This is a genomic window from Wolbachia endosymbiont (group B) of Gerris lacustris (assembly GCF_964028355.1).
Classification (GTDB): domain Bacteria; phylum Pseudomonadota; class Alphaproteobacteria; order Rickettsiales; family Anaplasmataceae; genus Wolbachia.
Genome location: NZ_OZ034761.1, coordinates 1,259,943 through 1,277,058 on the forward strand (window position 1 = coordinate 1,259,943; position 17,116 = coordinate 1,277,058).

The window sequence follows — 17,116 nt, forward strand, 5'->3', positions numbered from 1 at the left end:
GCTAAGTAAAGCAAAACTACCTAGAATATTTGCATTACCTTCTAGTACTTGAATGAGATTTCAAATTACAATGTTTCCACAAAGTATATAATTAACATCCACACCTTTGGTCAAGTTCCATTCACGCTTTATTACATTATATTCCATACCAGCCATGTTTTGCAGTGTTACATTGTTCTCTCTTAGATGATTTGCAATTTCTGATGGCTTGAGAAATTTATTCCAATTATGTGTGCCTTTTGGCAGCCAGTTTAATATGTACTCTGCGCCGACTATTGCAAGACAGAAGGATTTAATAGTTCTATTTATTGTCGATATAAAAATTAGCCCTTCTGGCTTCAACAGCTCTATTGCTTTTTTCATGAAAAACTCTAAATTATCGACATGTTCAACCACCTCCATCAACAAAACCACGTCATACTTCTTGTCATTGCTTAGCTCTTCAATGCTAGTGTGTGTGTATTCTATATTTAACCCTACTTTCTTCGCATGCGACTGTGCCACTTTTATGTTTTCCTCACATACATCTATTCCCGCAACGCTAATACCAATACGCGCCATTGACTCTGACAAAATGCCACCACCACACCCAACATCGAGCAATGATAGTTCTTTTAAATCGCATTTTTTTAATTCTTTTATTTTCTCAACAATGTATGATACTCTCACAGGATTCATCATGTGCAATGGCTTGAATTTGCCATTCTCATTCCACCATTCACCTGCTATTTTAGCGAATTTTGATATTTCATCTTCGTTATAAGTTTTTGTGGTTTTTTTCTTGCTAATATTGCTAAGTTTATCAAGGCGTTCTTTATGTCTACTTTCTTTTGAAAATTCTGTTTCGAGGAATTGTTTGACTATGTCTTTTGCTAATCCACTCGCAGTAAACCCTGCACCAAGACAAAGTATATTCGCGTTGCCATGCTCGCGAGCTAATTTTGCGATCTCAACACTATTACATAAAGCAGCGTAGATTCCTTCAAAACGATTTGCCACAGTACTCATGCCCAAACCTGTACCGCAGATTAATATCCCATAATTTGCTTTTTTATTTGTTATATCTTCTACAACTTCAACAGCATAGTCAGGGTAGTCTACACTCTTTTGCTCGGCAGTGCAGCCACGGTCTGTCACTGTATAACCTAAAGTTTCCAAGTAAGGCTTTATTTCTGATTTTAATTCATAACCGGCATGGTCCGAGGCAATCGATATTACATCTGACATATGAGAAATCGTAACTCAAGGATATTTATATGGGTAATTTATTTTGAGCTTTTTGTCAAGCTCTCCTGATCTTTCTGAATAAATTTCGAGTCAGATATGCATAAATTCTATATAATTTTTATCCTACCACTACTAATTCGGTAAAATGGATCATATAGATATTATAAAGTCAAAATTATTGTTGTCCGACATAGTAGGAAAAAAAGTCAGGCTAATAAAAAGAGGAGATAGTTTTGTTGGACTCTGCCCATTTCATAACGAAAAAACTCCATCTTTTTCGGTCAGCAATATTAAGGGCTTATATTACTGTTTCGGCTGCTCAGCTCATGGTGATGCGTTTGAATTTATTTCACAAACTGAGGGCTTAAGTTTTAAGGAAGCGTTGGAAAAATTGGCATCTGTTGCAGGTGTTGAGTTACCCAAAAACCTCAGCGTTGCTAAAGAGAACAACAAACTGTTTTTAGCATTGAATTTAGCTGCAAATCGGTTTGCACAAAAAAATCAGGGCGTTGCAGATTATTTAAAGCAGCGCAAGATTTCACTCAAAATCATAGATAAATTTAGAATAGGTTATGCACCAAGCTCTGGTTTGAAAGAGTATTTAAACTCTTCAGGTATTGAAGACAAAATTTTAATTGATATTGGATTAGTAAACAAAAATTTTCATGATTATTTTTATGACCGGCTGATATTTCCTATATACAACATTGCAGGAAAAGTTATTGGCTTTGGTGGACGTGCGCTTAGTCCTGATCAACAACCAAAATATTTAAATAGCCCAGAGAGTCAGCTCTTTAAGAAAAGAGAAAATTTATATGGATTAAACTTTGCTTTGAGTGAAATACGCAAAAAACAGCATCTATTTGTTGTTGAAGGATATATGGATGTAATAGCACTACATCAAGCGGGAATTAGCAATACAGTTGCTCCGCTTGGTACCGCAATTTCTGCAGAGCAGATAAAAAATCTTTGGAAATTTGCTAAAGAAATTTCTATCTGTATGGATGGCGATAGTGCTGGACGTCATGCTGCTATTCGAATTGCAGAACTTGTTCTGCCGATACTGGAGCCTGGATACACATTGGAGTTCGTGACTTTGCCAAGCAACAAGGACCCATACGATATATGCAATGAGCTAGAATATAAGACGGAAGATGTACTATCTGCTTTTAATCGCTCAACAGAACTGCACTCTGAATATTTATGGCATCACATAATCGATAGCAATTTGCAAAATTATGAAAAATTTGCCCCGGAAAAATATTCAATTCTTGAATACAAGTTCATGGAATATGTAAATGCTATCAGTAATAGCAGTATTAGAAGGTATTATAGAGATTATTTTTACAATAAAGCTAATGAACTGAGAAGTAGCTTTAAAAAGCAAATTTTTAAAAATAGACCTAGAGAAACAAAAGAGGAGTATCTCTACAACAAATCTCCAAAATTAATTGAAGCAGAGCAAAATCAAGCTATAATTCTGCGCATAGTAATAGAGTTTTCTGAATTTTTAAATCATCCTATATTTTTCGAGCAATTTTCCCATTTTGAGTTTACTCATATGGAGATGAAAAAATTACAACAGTGCATAATTAATATGGTAACTAGCGAGAGCAACTTTAATAAAGAAATTCTGTTACAGGAGTCTAGTATTATAAAGTTTATACTTGAAAAAACCAATGTACTGAGTAGTCAATTAAACGAGAAGAGATCGGCAGAAAATGTCTGGAATAACATAGTATTACGGAAAGAATTAAATGTATTACAAGAAGAAAAAATTAAAGCAAGGCTGGGCGGTAATTTTGACTTAGAGGAAAGGCTGATAGAACAAATAAAGCAAATAGAGGATAGTATACAAGAAATGCAAATGGAATTTATTCAAAAGTAGATGGCTTAAGATGTTCAAAATTATTAGAAAAACACTGTATTAGTAGTTGCTTAAAATAGCTTATTCTAGTATATTTTCAATTTATTTAATTACGACAAGTGTTTGCATTTCTTCCTCTCATTATTTTTTTAGCCTTATATCTTGGTAGTGGTATTTATTTTTCTTTTTTTGGGTTTGACAATCCTCTTCATCAAATTTCACCGTTAGTTTGCTTATTACCAGCATTATTTTTTGCTGTCCTATTCAATAAAAACAAAATTCAGCATAGCGTTGATACTCTTATAAAAGGTATGGGTAATAAAACTACTCTTACCGTGTGTTTGATTTTTCTCCTTGCTGGTGCATTTTCTACTGTTACTCAATCGCTTGGTAGTATAAATGTGATTGCTAGCTTAACTATTTGCTTTCTTCCAGCACAATTATTACTTCCTGGAATGTTTTTAATTTCTGCGTTTATTGCAAGTGCAATAGGCACATCAATCGGAGTTATTGCACTTATAACACCAATAGCTGTGAATCTAGCACAAAATGGAGCTTTTGATTGTGCAGTGGGCGTTGGAGCTGTGATAGGTGGGTCTATGTTTGGCAGCAACCTTTCAATGATATCTGACACTACTATTGCTGCTACTTCTTCACAAGGAGCTTCAGTAAAGGATAAACTAAAACTAACCCTAAAGACAGGATCTGTTACAGGTCTTATAATACTTACTTATCTAGTAATGATTTCAAATAGCACAGAAGTTGTTTCTCTCTCAAGTCTGAATTATTTATCCATAGTCAAAATTATCCCTTATATATCTTTAATAATTATGGGTTTATTTGAAATAAACACACTGGTAACATTAGCTGTTAATATGGTTGTTGCTGGAATATTAGGAATAGCTTTTTTTGATTATTCTATTATTGATTATTCTCATGACATATGTAGGGGTTTTAATAAGATGAATGAAGTAATGATATTTATTCTTTTCAGTAGTGGATTAAGCCACTTAATGTACGAATACAGTCAGAAAAAGATAGATAAATTCACGGATGAGGTGAATCTCACAAGAAGTCAAGCTGAACTTATGATTGCAGGAATATCATCTATGTTTACTATTTTGGTTTCCAGCAATATTGTTGCTATTTTATTAACTAGTAATATTGCAAAAAGACTTGCACAAAGATATAACATTGCACCACACCGTAGTGCATATTTATTAGAGATATTTACTGCGATCACAAAAAGTGTCTTACCTTATGGTTCTCAAATATTGCTAGCAAGCAGCATTGCCTCTCTTTCACCTATTGCTGTACTAACAAAAGTATATTATTGTTTTGTTTTTGCAGCAGTTGCAATAAGTGAAATAGTTATTAATGGCAGACGTCGTGCGGTTTTAGCTTCTCAATTACCACAAATATAACACAACTCTTTCTGTAGCTTTGTGTAAGTTATGCTAACTGATTATGCTGTAAAGTTGAGTCACATTCATATACAAATTAGTCTGTTGTTGGAATAATTCTAAACCTTCATTTTCACAACCTATTTTTCTACAAATTTTCACTCAATTTATTAATAAATTGACAATTATTACAATATTTGCTAAAATGTTTATATAGCACCAGTTCTTTCATAAAGACGTAGTATTGCTAATGTTATAAAAAATGTATCAAAATAGTGGAGAAACAAATGCCTGATTATTATGAAATATTAGGAGTAAAAAGAGATGCTACTTCAGATGAGATAAAAAAAGCATATCGAAAATTGGCACTTGAATTTCATCCAGATAAATTGATTGACGAAGGGAGAGAGTTAGATGAGCTAAAAGCAAAAAAGAAGGACGGAAAGCTACTATTACAGTCGGAAGAAGATCAACAAGATCAACTTGAAGAGAAATTAACAAAATTCAAGGAAATATCAGTAGCATACGAAATTTTATCTGACCAAATAAACAAAGCTCGGTACGATAGGGGAGAGGATTTTAGTCAACAAACTTGTAAGAGAGAGTCGTCATGGGAAAAAAATGAGAAAGTTTTATGAAGAAGTAGATAAATTAAGAAAAGAAATGCATAAGGTAAAAAAAGATACACTTAAATCCGATGCACGAACGAATCAAATAAAAAGTTTTGACAAAATATATGATATATTTTCTCAGAAATATCAAGAATTAAACGAAGAGCAAGCAGAAAAACTACACAAGAGCATTGAACAAAAAAGCGAGATAGGCAAAGCTAAAGAGACTGAAGAATTAACCGAAGGATTCAAAGAGTTTACAAAAGTAGAACCCGAATGTGAATATATATACACTATTCTGAACTTGTTGGAAAAGATCAAGTCAGGTGAATTTGAAGAGTGCTCTTCTATAATAAGGGAAGTTACAATTGCTGCTGATGACATTACATCTCTAGTGCAAATTGCTATTGCGTACGATCATATAGAAATTTTCGAGCTCTTTGAAGGAAGGATAGAAATATCACCAAATGACATCTTAAGCTATGCTTATGAATACCAATCTGAAAAGTTTTTGGATTATTTTTTTAATAAGTACTTAGATAGATTAGATATCAACTATACAGATAAAGAAGGAAATACAGCTTTACATCATACATTAAAATGGTTGTGTTTAGATGAACCGAAATACCAAGGTTTTGTTGAGTCACTTCTTAGTAAAGGTGCAGGGCTTGATGTTAAAAATAAAAAAGATAAAACTCCGTTTGATCTCTTACTTAACTATGTTCAAGAATATCTTATAACTAAAAGAATAGAAAGATTAAATTATGTTGTGGAGTTGCTTATACCAACTCTCATTATTAATGAACCAAATAAGAAGCATTGCAGAGTTGTTTAACCGTGGAAGGGGAAATAGAGGTAATAAATTTACACAAAGCGCTCTCAAGCAGAACAATTGTATCGTAGATTTTATTGCGCAAAATGTTCTGTTTTATATATAACCAAAACCTCTCAACAGGATTGAGGTCAGGTGAGTATGGTGGTAGGTATATAATTTCGATATTTTTAGGTATCTTTAAACTTTTTGACTTATGCCAACTAGCGCAATCCATCACGAGAAAAGCCTTTCGTATTCCTAAATATTGCGACATCTGTTCAAGGAATATATTTATACAAGCAGTGTTGACGTTTGGTGCAAATAAGCTAAAATTCTCTCCATTTCTGGGATTAACTGCACTATAGAGATAAAAATTTTCCCTACCTAATTTTACCTTAACCTGTGTCCTACTGCCTTTTTTAAACCACCCATGTCCAACTTTTGAATGTGTACCAAACCGTGATTCATCGAAGAAAAATAGCTCTTTTTCAGAATGCATGACAATAGTTTCATTGAGGTTTTTTTTTAAACTCCTCTTGCTTATTTTTATCCTGTCCACTATGAACTGGTCTTGGTGTGATATATGAGAATTTCATTCTTTGCATATTACGATGTATTGTGGATTTGCTGATATTCAAACCAAATCTTTCTTGGATTCTTATTCTCATTTCTCTAATAGTAATATTGGGGTTTTCCTCTATCCACACCTCAATTTGTTCAAGTTGACTTTGGTTCAATATAGTTTTTCTACGGCGTTGAGGTGGAGAAAATAATTTTTCTTCTCTTCCAAATTTTATGTGCTTTATCCATGTAGTAATTGCCTTTCTCGAAATGCAACATATTTTTGCTACAGCTGTTATACTGTGCTTTTTTGCTGCAATTACAGCATTTAGTTTTTTTGCAACATACGCATTATTTCTTACTTTCTTCAACATCTCTTTTGCTGATTCCACCACTTTTTCATCCAATAATTTTGATCTTAATGCCATCTAAACCTCGCTATTTTACTTACTCCAGTATGGCTTTTTTTCCATTATTGTCTATTCGTTGCTTGTATAGCGGGAATTGGTATAACACCAAGAGATAGGGAGGGAAGCTTTGAACCACAAATAGTCAAAAAAAGGCAAACAAGCCTACATCCAGAACTTGAAGCAAAGGTCTTAAGCACATATGCCAGTGGCATGGGATACAGAGATATAGCTTCACATGTTGAGGAAATATATGACCACAAAATATCAGCAGCAGAGATATCTAGTATTACCGATAAACTGCTACCAGTAATCAATGAATGGCGCAGCCGCCCACTGCAATCAGTGTATCCAATAGTATTTATGGATGGCATGTTTTTTAAGGTCAAGGAGGACGGACATTGCATAAGTAAATGTATGTATAATATATTGGGCATAAATCAAAATGGCAGAAAAGAAGTATTAGGTTTTTATTTGGCTGAAAGTGAAGGAGCTAACTTCTGGTTGGGAGTACTAAATGACCTCAAAGAAAGAGGAGTAGAAGATATTCTAATTGCCTGTATTGATGGGCTAAAAAGCTTTCCTACCGCTATAAATAGTGTATTTCCTAAAGCAGAAGTACAGCTATGCATAGTGCATCAGATAAGGAATTCACTGAAGTATGTATCTAGCAAAGATGTAAAAGTTTTCATAAATGATTTGAAAAAAATATATCGTGCTTCAAGTAAAGAGATTGCTGAGAATTATTTGCTTGAGCTGGAAGAAAAATGGAGTGAAAAATATCCCTTGGTTACAAAATCATGGCAAAACAATTGGGAAAATTTGTCTGGTTATTTTAAGTATTCTGGACCAGTTAGGAAGCTGATTTACACCACCAATCCAATTGAGGGATTGCATAGACAAATTAGGAAATTTACTAAAACTAAGGGCTCATTTACTAATACAAATGCCTTGTACAAACAGGTATATTGTGCTATAAAAAAGGTAGAGCAAAAGTGGACTACAGCTTTGCCTAATTGGGCATTAACTATGTCTCAGCTTGACATTTTCTTTCCCAACAGACTGAAAATTGAGTTGAACTAAAAATGCGGCTTGACACAGTTTATTTAACACTCCCGCTTCTAATTTTCATAGCATGCACATATCTAGGTGACAATTAAACTGCCGTCATCAGTATAATTGCTATATTCATAACTTTTTCTTGCATTTTGCCAATCCTGAGAAACTTGTGGCTAGTCAATCTCGCTATTAGTATTAGATACATTTACTCCTTTTAATAACGATTAGAGTTACCTTATAACAAGAAAAAATTTAAAAATCTATAATCATAAGTGTCCGCATAAAGAGTTGCTCCTTATATGTTAATCATTTTTACATAATTATCCAGTATACTTATTTTAGTATAAGCTTTTATATAGTAGGTATGGTACAACTTCAAGATATATCAAATATTGAGAAGAAATTTCAAAATGCTTTTGCGGGCGCTTTGTCACTAGAAGATAAAGTGAAGAGTATCAATGAGTTGCGCCAGGAACTTAAAGCTTACAAAAGGCAAGTAACTAAACAAAGTCTCGAGAAAAAGTTAAAAGATGTTTCTATAGCAGATAATTCTTCACTGGAAGATAAAATCAAGACTATTGCAAAATTAAATCGTAGTCTTAGAGATCGAATGAACCGTGCAGCTAAAAAAGTAGCTAAAGATTTTGAAAAGATCGTCGAATTGAATCGGGAACTTAAAGATGTTTTTCCAGAAAATTCTTCATTGGAAGATAAAGTAAAAATTATTGTTGAATTGCACCGGGAGCTTAAAGCTCAAAAAGGGCGTAAAGATGAAGTGAAGATTATTAAAAAATTGATTCATAATCTTGAAGGTCGAATGGATCGTGCAGCCAAAAAAATAGCTGAAGATTTTAAAAAGATTGCTGGATTTAAACAAAAATTCGAAGAAAAAGACGTTTTTACAAGTAAAAAAGTTGCAGAGTTTGAAAGTAATAAAAAATCTCAAACTACATTAGAGGGCAAAATTTCTGATCAAAATAAACAAGAAAAGATTTCTGTTCAAACAGACAAAATTCGTGACTCAGTTAGCGAAATAAATACTTCCGGAAGATCTGTTTCAGAAGATAGAAACTTTCAACAAGAAAAGATTTCTGTTCAAACAGATACAGTAACTAAGTTACAACCTTCAGTAAGCAAAGATCCTATAAAAGATAAACCGAGCGACAAAAAGCCTGAAATTTCGTTAAAACCAGTCTCAGTGGATAGAAATGCTACAGAAAAAAAATCTAATAATAAAAAATCTCAGTTAAGTGAAAAGAAAAATATAGCTCAACTGCAAAAAAAAGAAGGCTTTTTGTGGCGCTTTTTAAAGAAATTCTTAGAAAATCTTTTTGGTAAGGATAAAATGGGCGTAAAGGATATAAAAGAAAAAAGCACATCAAATGATGAAGGGCAACAACAAAATAAGCTCCTTTCAAATCAAGACCAAAGCGCAAGTGAAAGCTTACAAATTGATAATCCATTGGTAACTCCTGTCACGAAAGTAGAAAAAACAAAGACAGACCATGAAAGATAATTCGCCTTAAAACAATAGATTTTTTGCATAGCTGGATTCCAGCGGGCTTTGTTGCATCACTCAGATAAAAAGAACTGGCAGTTACTGACGAAATTCACTATAAAACAGGCATTTAACCTACGAAAGAAAAATATGCCAACTAAAATGAAGGTCAGTAACTGCAATGAATATAACAAATTTCTGCAAGAAAGAGGAAATATTTTTCATTTTATTAATGAGGCAATAGAAAATTGGTACGAAAAAGGTCCAAAAATGGCTGGTGGCAACTATATTTATAGCGATAAGGTCGTGATTCTGATTCACATAATAACTTATTTATTTAGAATAGGTCTGAGACAAACAGCGGGATTTATAGCAGGGTACCTTGAGCAAGTAAGGAAAAATTTGCAAGTTATTAGCTATTCCCAGGCCTCAAGAAGGCTTAAAAAACTTGACATCAAAATTAATGATCAAAGACATGATAAAAATAATACAGAAGGTATTGAAATTGCCATAGATAGTACTGATCTACAATAATATTCCAGGTCATAGCAAGGCAAATGGTACAGATAGAAAGTATCGCAGCTATGAGCAAATAAGAAAACTGCATGTAATGCTGGAGATAGGTAGCAAAAAAGTTATAGCAGCAAAATACAGTGGTGGAGTTTATTCTGACCACTATGGAGCATGCGATCTTATTGCAAGGATTAATGTTAAATATAATATAAGCACATTGGCTTTGTTGCATAAATGTTTATAAAGAGCAGGGAGTGTTCAATTGTATTAAATAAGAGTCTGATATTAGTTTTCAATTCTTCTATCAGTTAATTCATTCCCGTCAGATTAAGTTGTGTTTAGCACAATTTGTTCCACTGTTCTTCATCTAAAACTTCCACACCCAATTCCATTGCTTTTTTATATTTTGAACCTGGATCTTCTCCTGCAATTAAATAGTCAGTTTTAGTAGAAAGGCTTGAACTGATCTTTGCCCCTAAAACTTTAGCTCTTACTTTTGCCTCCCCTCTGCTCATAGCACGTAGCTTACCAGTAAACACTATAATTTTGTTATTCAAAAAAGAATCGCTAGAGTTGGAGCTCACGGAAAGAATTTGCAGATATGCAGTAAGGTCATTTAACATTTTAATGTTACGTTCCTGAGAAAAAAACGATTTTAAAGATTCAGCTACTTTTTCTCCTATGCCATCTATACCTACCAACTCAACATCATTTGATGACATCGAATTATACCAGTTATCATAAGATACATAATAATTTGCGAGCAATTCTGCTGCAACTTGGCCGATAAATCTGATACCCAAAGAAAATATGAACCTATCTAGAGTGATTACTCTTCTGTTTTGTATAGCACTTAATAGATTAGCTATTGACTTCTCGCCCCAACCATGATGCTCTTTTAAGGAAAACTCTTTTAATCTTTCCTCTAAAATAAAAATGTCTGGAATTTGTCTTATTAGGCTAAGATCATAAAAAAACTTTATTTGTTTTTCACCAAGTCCAACAATGTCAAATGCATCTTTTGACACAAAGTGTTTTAGTTTCTCTATTATTTGAGCTTTGCAAGTAAACTCTCCAGGACATCTTACTGCCACTCCTTCAATCTGCACTTTACTACCACATTCAGGACATATGTCAGGAAAAACAAATTCAGGCATATTTGCATGACGAGAACCTTCATCTACTTTGACAATTTGAGGAATTACATCCCCAGCCCTTTTGATTGTTACAACATCTCCTTCTCTTATGTCTTTACGTTTTATCTCATCTTGGTTATGTAGACTTGCTCTGCTAACTAGCACTCCGCCGATATTGACTGGTACTAAATCTGCAACTGGAGTTAAAATCCCCGTTCTACCCACCTGTATAAATATTTTATTTAACTTTGTCTTTGCATAAACCGCAGAAAATTTATATGCAAGCGCTGAGCGTGGCGCTTTGTGTGTACTTCCCAGACGACTTTGTAGCACCAAATCATTGACTTTATAGACTATCCCATCGATATCATAATCCAAGTTATAACGACAATCATAGATCTCGTTATAGAATTTCAGCATTCCATTCAAACTACTCGTTAAGGAACGATACTCATTTACGCAAAAACCAAGTCTTTCAAGCTTTTCTAGTACTTCACTTTGACTTTTCTCTATTCCACCAAATAAGAAATAAGCAAAATATCTAAGAGGCCTTTTTGCTGTAATGTTTGCATTCAATTGCTTTAAAGAGCCAGCGGCTGCATTTCGAGGATTGGCGAATTCATTGTTTTCATTTAACTTTAAAAAGTCGCTGTTACTGATATATATTTCACCCCTTACTTCTAGTCTTCCTTGCACATCTTGTAAAAACTTAGGAAAGTCTTTTATTGTTGCAACATTGTGAGTAACATCTTCCCCGATAAAACCATCACCTCGAGTTGCAGCTTTAACGAATTTCCCATCTTCATAAATTGCAGAAAATGACAATCCATCAATTTTTGGCTCACATAATATCTCTATTTCGTCTTCAATTAAAAATCTCTTTATTTTAGATAAAAATTTCTCTACACCTTGCTCATCATAAGCATTCTCAAGAGAAAGCATAGGTTCTTGGTGTTCCACCTTAGAAAATCTCTCATCAGGCGGAGCACCAACACTATCTTGTGTTGCATAAGCTTCTGGCTCTATTGCAGCTAACTTTTTCTTCAGTTCATCATATTCAGCGTCACTTATCTCTGGCTTACTTTTTTGATAATATAAGATATTATGGTAATTAATTTGGTCCTGCAGTTTTTCTCTCATCTTTTCCAAGTCAGTCATGATACCAATATAATACTCTTTGTCGTCAAGTCATGAATTTTTTCAAAAGGTACTATAAATTTATACTACTGCTCTGAAAGGTAATACTAATATTAATATAACATTAGTACTTGTATATTAATATTAGTATAATTTTTAAATTAAGGAGTATATTATATGACAAAATCTAATTATAGAAACTGGAACAATCAACCAAGTTCCGAACCTTTAGCATATGGTGTGAGTGATACATTAGGAGGCTGGTTGGGCATAGATAAAGCAGCAAAAAAAGCAGCAGAACAAGTAATATCTAAAATGGGTAACGATTTAAAACTAGAAGCTAGAAAAGCAGCTCAAGATGAAGTAAAAAAAATAGAAGGAAAAATGCTAACTTTAGCTGAAGAGAAAGCTAATAAAATAGCTACCGAAAAAGCTAATCAAATAGAAAAAAAATATCGACTTCAATTGATAAGACAATAAAGTCAGTAGAAGCAAATGCTGAAAAAGCAGCAAAAAATGCAGCTGAAAAAGCAGTGAAAAAAGTAGGACCAGAAGTTGCAGATCTGCTAAAGCCAGAAATAAAAACTCAGGTAGAAGAAGCAGTAAAAAAATACAGTGAAGAAAAAATTGAAAGCCTTATAAAACCTGAAATTACAAGCAAAATAGATGATATTATCACTTCACAAAACAAAGAAATAAGAATACTTTTAGAAGATGAAATGGATAAGTTAATCAAAGATGTAGGTAAAAATTTGAGTGAAAAAATAGATAAGATTGAATGCGAATTTGCAGAAGTAAAATCTTATGTCTTAGAGGTTGTTGCACAAAGTTTCTCTGAGAGCGCAAAATTATTGTCTCTTATAGCAGAAGATGAAAAATGTGAAAACCAAGATTTAGTGTATTTTTAATCACAACAGGGTTTTTATGGGCAAAATTTAAAAAGCCCATAAAAACCTTAGCTAAATCAAGAGAAAAGTATCTGTTAAGGTGCATGGCTACTGTGCAAAATATTGAAGCAAAAAGGTTTCATCCCAGTGCTCAGACACTGGGATCCATTGTTCCTTTCTGGATTCCAGCGTCACGCGCTGGAATGACACCTATTTGTTTTAGTAGTTCCTTTCTTGTCATTCCAGTGCCCAGACACTGGTGCTCATACCAATTCCCGCTATACAAGCAACGAATAGACAATAATGGAAAAAAAGCCATACTGGAGTAAGTAAAATAGCGAGGTTTAGATGGCATTAAGATCAAAATTATTGGATGAAAAAGTGGTGGAATCAGCAAAAGAGATGCTGAAGAAAGTAAGAAATAATGCGTATGTTGCAAAAAAACTAAATGCTGTAATTGCAGCAAAAAAGCACAGTATAACAGCTGTAGCAAAAATATGTTGCATTTCGAGAAAGGCAATTACTACATGGATAAAGCACATAAAATTTGGAAGAGAAGAAAAATTATTTTCTCCACCTCAACGCCGTAGAAAAACTATATTGAACCAAAGTCAACTTGAACAAATTGAGGTGTGGATAGAGGAAAACCCCAATATTACTATTAGAGAAATGAGAATAAGAATCCAAGAAAGATTTGGTTTGAATATCAGCAAATCCACAATACATCGTAATATGCAAAGAATGAAATTCTCATATATCACACCAAGACCAGTTCATAGTGGACAGGATAAAAATAAGCAAGAGGAGTTTAAAAAAAAACCTCAATGAAACTATTGTCATGCATTCTGAAAAAGAGCTATTTTTCTTCGATGAATCACGGTTTGGTACACATTCAAAAGTTGGACATGGGTGGTTTAAAAAAGGCAGTAGGACACAGGTTAAGGTAAAATTAGGTAGGGAAAATTTTTATCTCTATAGTGCAGTTAATCCCAGAAATGGAGAGAATTTTAGCTTATTTGCACCAAACGTCAACACTGCTTGTATAAATATATTCCTTGAACAGATGTCGCAATATTTAGGAATACGAAAGGCTTTTCTCGTGATGGATTGCGCTAGTTGGCATAAGTCAAAAAGTTTAAAGATACCTAAAAATATCGAAATTATATACCTACCACCATACTCACCTGACCTCAATCCTGTTGAGAGGTTTTGGTTATATATAAAACAGAACATTTTGCGCAATAAAATCTACGATACAATTGTTCTGCTTGAGAGCGCTTTGTGTAAATTTATTACCTCTCTTTCCCCTTCCACGGTTAAACAACTCTGCAATGCTTCTTATTTGGTTCATTAATAATGAGAGTTGGTATCACAAGCAAACTAATCATAGGAGGTATTATAATAAAAACAACGTTTTCAATGAAATTACATAAAGCAAGTGTCACGAACCGGAATGACACCTATTATTGTTTTTACTTTATATCTTTATTTGTCTATCTTATTTTGCCATTCTGTTGAACGAATACAGGAAAATAAACTGTAATATCTAACTTTGATGCAAAAAGATCAACATATAACACGTAAAAGTTACTGAATCACTTGAGCCATATATAGAATTACTTTGTTAAATATTCTCTACTCCCAGGTTTCGTTATGGGTAATTGTTTTAACTCACTTGGCAATTCTTCCTCGCTATAGTTTTCGATATTAAGTTCAATTAAAGATATGATAGGAAAAGGTAGTTTTGTTTCACTATTTCTCTTTATCAAAGAAGCTTCAGCAACAACTTCACCTCCCTTCTCTTCTGCACATTTTACTGCTTCAAGTGAAGATTTACCTGTGGTTATCACGTCTTCAATTAGTAATATTTTCTCACCTTGTTTAATCTCAAATCCACGGCGTAATTCAAATTTACCATTAACACGTTCGCAAAATATTGTTCTTATTCCAAGCTGTCTGCCAATCTCATAACTTACAATTATTCCACCAATTGCAGGAGATAGTATCAAATCTACAGGTTCAATAATCTCTTTTCTTATTTTATTCGCCAATAGATTACAAACCTTCATTGCTCTGCTTGGATTTTCAAAAATTTTAGCGCATTGTATGTAAGTGTTGCTGTGCAGCCCTGACGAGAGTACAAAATGTCCGTGCAAAATCGCACCAGCCTCTTCAAATTCTTTTATTATTGTATTATCTAATATCATTCTTGAGTTTTAAATTCTTTATTAATTATCTGCGTTATACAGATATCAGACCACACATTTATTGCAGTTTCAAACATATCAATGATTGTATAAATAGGCAAAATCAATCCCATAATGTACAAAGGAACATTCATTGATACCAAATAACTAGTTGCCATAAAATAGCACCCCATCGGCACTCCAGCGTTGCCAATTGCAGCTCCTGTAGCTAAGAAAATCCATATGAACATCTCACTTAAGGAAAATGTGTGCCCATTCATCTCTGCAACAAACATCACTGTGATTAAAATAAATGCAGCACACGCATTCATATTGACTGTTGTGCATATTGGTAGAATAAAAGACGATAATTTCTTTGGTACCTTTAGCTGATTTTGCACACATTCTATAGTTGTAGGCAGCGTTGCACTAGATGATTTAGAAAAAAACGCAAGTGTAAGTGCTGGCATAACACCTTTCATCGTTTGAATTGGTGATATACCTTTATACCACATGAGTAGTGGCAAAATCACAAATGCTTGCACGAAATTTGCAGACATTATGCAAGCAAAATACCAAAAAAGACTATGGAATTCGCTGCCACCTTTTAACTCGTATAAAAAACATGTGATAAAAGACCATACAGCAAGAGGAATAAACTTTAATAACCCTTGAGCAATTCTAAGAAGTGTGTCAAACAGTGCAGAAAATATTTGGTGTAATATATCCTGTTTTTCTTTTGAGAGCGAAATAATAGCTCCACCCATTAAAAAAGCAATCAATATGCTGCCAATAACGTTATTTTCAAGAAAAACTTGCACAAAATTTGATGGAATGAGTGATTTTAAGTGTGAAAAGTAATTGTGATTGCTGTCACTCACACTTTCTATTGTGTTACTTATGAAATTTTTTCTTACTGGATCTATGAATAAATAGAAAGATAGCGCAACAAATGCAGCTATAATGGTTGTAAGCAGCGTATAAAACAGCGTCTTCTTAAGTAATACTTTAATTTCAATTGAGTCTTTAAGCCCTGAAATTGTGGACACGATAGATAGAAAAACCAAAGGTAAACTGATTAATTTCAACAAACTGATGAATATATCACTAAATAGCTTTGCTACTTCAAATACCACTTCATTATTTAAATAGTAAGCGACAACTGCAAATAGTATAGAAAAGAATATTGCAAGTTTGCGCATTGAAAATAAAACCTCAAAATGATATTATACAATAATTTTTGGAATTAGGTTAAGATAACTTTACAGGTTAGGTAAAGATGAGTAACATTTTATTATTAATTAAGTGTTAAGGAGGGGTATGGATAAAAAAAACTAAAGAAGAGTTAATCCTTGTTGGAATATTAATGGGAATGAATATTACAATAGGAGTGCTTGTAGGTCTTGGTCCAAGTTTCGCAGTTTTATCACCTTCCATTATAGGTGGAATTATTGCTGCTGTTTCTACAATATTATCTATCGCATACCTTACATATTGTGATCATAAGGAAGATAAAGTAAATCGAGAATGCATTTTCCCTATATTTTGTATGGGCGTTACTAGCACTGCAATTGGGATTGGTCTTGGTGCAGCTATAGGTGCTATTTTTCCTGGTGTAATGTTAAATACAGGATCAGCAGTTTTGATGGGTGCGACAATAGGAATTATTGCCCCAATTACAGGCCTTATTGTTGGAAATGTGCTTGTAGAACCTATGATTAAGAAAATAAATCACTACATCATAGAACCGGTAATTGAAAAAATAAAAGAATGCTTTTCCTCAAGAGAAGCGTAATAAGACTCGCAAAAT

Annotated in this window: 16 protein-coding genes and 2 pseudogenes; 12 read left to right on the forward strand and 6 right to left on the reverse strand. The window is 33.4% G+C overall.

Features of this window, described 5'->3' with window-relative positions; all coding sequences use genetic code 11:
* Window positions 1-60: 60 nt before the first annotated feature.
* On the reverse strand, window positions 61-1,227 hold the full coding sequence (gene ubiG / locus ABWU62_RS06465; protein ID WP_353287880.1) for a bifunctional 2-polyprenyl-6-hydroxyphenol methylase/3-demethylubiquinol 3-O-methyltransferase UbiG: 1,167 nt from the start codon (window positions 1,225-1,227) through the stop codon (window positions 61-63).
* A 145-nt stretch (window positions 1,228-1,372) separates the two neighbouring features.
* Between ubiG and dnaG the strand changes: the two genes are divergently transcribed.
* The 4 genes and pseudogenes from dnaG to ABWU62_RS06485 all read left to right on the forward strand — a co-directional run bounded on the left by dnaG (window position 1,373) and on the right by ABWU62_RS06485 (window position 5,943).
* Window positions 1,373-3,115, forward strand: coding sequence for a DNA primase (gene dnaG / locus ABWU62_RS06470; protein WP_353287881.1), 1,743 nt, complete (start codon window positions 1,373-1,375; stop codon window positions 3,113-3,115).
* Window positions 3,116-3,213: 98 nt separating this feature from the next.
* Entirely contained in the window at window positions 3,214-4,518 is a 1,305-nt protein-coding gene (locus tag ABWU62_RS06475) for a Na+/H+ antiporter NhaC family protein (protein WP_353287882.1), read from the forward strand.
* A gap of 266 nt (window positions 4,519-4,784) precedes the next feature.
* Window positions 4,785-5,084: pseudogene (locus ABWU62_RS06480) on the forward strand (DnaJ domain-containing protein); the annotation flags it as partial.
* Window positions 5,085-5,118: 34 nt separating this feature from the next.
* Window positions 5,119-5,943: an ankyrin repeat domain-containing protein gene (locus tag ABWU62_RS06485; protein WP_353287884.1), complete on the forward strand. Its 825-nt coding sequence runs from the start codon at window positions 5,119-5,121 to the stop codon at window positions 5,941-5,943.
* Here ABWU62_RS06485 and ABWU62_RS06490 read toward each other — a convergent pair.
* Window positions 5,906-6,911 (reverse strand): IS630 family transposase gene (locus ABWU62_RS06490; RefSeq protein WP_353287097.1). Its coding sequence is split into 2 segments (ribosomal slippage): window positions 5,906-6,448 and window positions 6,450-6,911, totalling 1,005 coding nucleotides; the frame shifts between segments, so codons are not numbered across the junction. The two genes, ABWU62_RS06485 and ABWU62_RS06490, sit on opposite strands and share 38 nt — an antisense overlap.
* A gap of 81 nt (window positions 6,912-6,992) precedes the next feature.
* Here ABWU62_RS06490 and ABWU62_RS06495 point away from each other — a divergent pair.
* The 4 genes and pseudogenes from ABWU62_RS06495 to ABWU62_RS06510 all read left to right on the forward strand — a co-directional run.
* Window positions 6,993-7,973 (forward strand): annotated as a pseudogene (locus ABWU62_RS06495) (IS256 family transposase); the annotation flags it as partial.
* A 340-nt stretch (window positions 7,974-8,313) separates the two neighbouring features.
* A complete protein-coding gene (locus ABWU62_RS06500) occupies window positions 8,314-9,465 on the forward strand; it encodes a hypothetical protein (RefSeq protein WP_353287885.1) in 1,152 nt (383 codons plus the stop codon).
* Window positions 9,466-9,513: 48 nt separating this feature from the next.
* On the forward strand, window positions 9,514-9,981 hold the full coding sequence (locus tag ABWU62_RS06505) for a transposase (RefSeq protein ID WP_353287886.1): 468 nt from the start codon (window positions 9,514-9,516) through the stop codon (window positions 9,979-9,981).
* A gap of 76 nt (window positions 9,982-10,057) precedes the next feature.
* Window positions 10,058-10,204 carry a hypothetical protein gene (locus ABWU62_RS06510; RefSeq protein ID WP_353287887.1) on the forward strand — a complete coding sequence of 49 codons (147 nt, stop codon included), beginning with the start codon at window positions 10,058-10,060 and terminating at the stop codon, window positions 10,202-10,204.
* Between the two features lie 94 nt (window positions 10,205-10,298).
* Here ABWU62_RS06510 and ligA read toward each other — a convergent pair whose 3' ends face one another.
* Complete coding sequence (gene ligA / locus ABWU62_RS06515) at window positions 10,299-12,254, reverse strand: NAD-dependent DNA ligase LigA (protein ID WP_353287888.1); 1,956 nt, start codon at window positions 12,252-12,254, stop codon at window positions 10,299-10,301.
* Window positions 12,255-12,410: 156 nt separating this feature from the next.
* Here ligA and ABWU62_RS06520 point away from each other — a divergent pair, with 156 nt between their 5' ends.
* The gene (locus ABWU62_RS06520; RefSeq protein ID WP_353287889.1) at window positions 12,411-12,713 is read left to right on the forward strand and encodes a hypothetical protein; all 303 of its coding nucleotides are present in this window, start codon (window positions 12,411-12,413) and stop codon (window positions 12,711-12,713) included.
* 53 nt (window positions 12,714-12,766) lie between these two features.
* The gene (locus ABWU62_RS06525; protein WP_353287890.1) at window positions 12,767-13,141 is read left to right on the forward strand and encodes a hypothetical protein; all 375 of its coding nucleotides are present in this window, start codon (window positions 12,767-12,769) and stop codon (window positions 13,139-13,141) included.
* Between the two features lie 130 nt (window positions 13,142-13,271).
* Here ABWU62_RS06525 and ABWU62_RS06530 read toward each other — a convergent pair whose 3' ends face one another.
* The gene (locus ABWU62_RS06530) at window positions 13,272-13,475 is read right to left on the reverse strand and encodes a hypothetical protein (protein ID WP_353287891.1); all 204 of its coding nucleotides are present in this window, start codon (window positions 13,473-13,475) and stop codon (window positions 13,272-13,274) included.
* Between ABWU62_RS06530 and ABWU62_RS06535 the strand changes: the two genes are divergently transcribed.
* Window positions 13,469-14,474, forward strand: a protein-coding gene (locus ABWU62_RS06535; RefSeq protein ID WP_353287090.1) for an IS630 family transposase whose coding sequence is annotated in 2 segments (ribosomal slippage) — window positions 13,469-13,930 and window positions 13,932-14,474 — 1,005 coding nt in all. Because the reading frame shifts where the segments join, the coding sequence is not laid out codon by codon here. The two genes, ABWU62_RS06530 and ABWU62_RS06535, sit on opposite strands and share 7 nt — an antisense overlap.
* Before the next feature lie 262 nt (window positions 14,475-14,736).
* On the opposite strand, the gene pyrE is transcribed toward ABWU62_RS06535, so the two are convergent.
* Together pyrE and ABWU62_RS06545 are read right to left on the reverse strand one after the other, a co-directional pair.
* A complete protein-coding gene (gene pyrE / locus ABWU62_RS06540) occupies window positions 14,737-15,327 on the reverse strand; it encodes an orotate phosphoribosyltransferase (RefSeq protein ID WP_353287892.1) in 591 nt (196 codons plus the stop codon).
* Complete coding sequence (locus tag ABWU62_RS06545; protein ID WP_353287893.1) at window positions 15,324-16,508, reverse strand: dicarboxylate/amino acid:cation symporter; 1,185 nt, start codon at window positions 16,506-16,508, stop codon at window positions 15,324-15,326. Before ABWU62_RS06545 ends, pyrE begins: the two co-directional genes overlap by 4 nt.
* Window positions 16,509-16,672: 164 nt before the next feature.
* On the opposite strand from ABWU62_RS06545, the gene ABWU62_RS06550 reads away from it, so the two are divergent.
* Window positions 16,673-17,101: a hypothetical protein gene (locus ABWU62_RS06550; protein WP_353287894.1), complete on the forward strand. Its 429-nt coding sequence runs from the start codon at window positions 16,673-16,675 to the stop codon at window positions 17,099-17,101.
* Window positions 17,102-17,116: the final 15 nt, after the last annotated feature.

Coding starts and splice junctions, on each gene's coding strand:
- ubiG (WP_353287880.1), bottom strand. CDS start 1,227: ATGTCAGATGTAATATCGATTGCCTCGGACCATGCCGGTTATGAATTA.
- dnaG (WP_353287881.1), top strand. CDS start 1,373: ATGGATCATATAGATATTATAAAGTCAAAATTATTGTTGTCCGACATA.
- ABWU62_RS06485 (WP_353287884.1), top strand. CDS start 5,119: ATGAGAAAGTTTTATGAAGAAGTAGATAAATTAAGAAAAGAAATGCAT.
- ABWU62_RS06500 (WP_353287885.1), top strand. CDS start 8,314: ATGGTACAACTTCAAGATATATCAAATATTGAGAAGAAATTTCAAAAT.
- ABWU62_RS06510 (WP_353287887.1), top strand. CDS start 10,058: ATGCTGGAGATAGGTAGCAAAAAAGTTATAGCAGCAAAATACAGTGGT.
- ligA (WP_353287888.1), bottom strand. CDS start 12,254: ATGACTGACTTGGAAAAGATGAGAGAAAAACTGCAGGACCAAATTAAT.
- ABWU62_RS06520 (WP_353287889.1), top strand. CDS start 12,411: ATGACAAAATCTAATTATAGAAACTGGAACAATCAACCAAGTTCCGAA.
- ABWU62_RS06530 (WP_353287891.1), bottom strand. CDS start 13,475: ATGCCATCTAAACCTCGCTATTTTACTTACTCCAGTATGGCTTTTTTT.
- pyrE (WP_353287892.1), bottom strand. CDS start 15,327: ATGATATTAGATAATACAATAATAAAAGAATTTGAAGAGGCTGGTGCG.
- ABWU62_RS06545 (WP_353287893.1), bottom strand. CDS start 16,508: ATGCGCAAACTTGCAATATTCTTTTCTATACTATTTGCAGTTGTCGCT.
- ABWU62_RS06550 (WP_353287894.1), top strand. CDS start 16,673: ATGGGAATGAATATTACAATAGGAGTGCTTGTAGGTCTTGGTCCAAGT.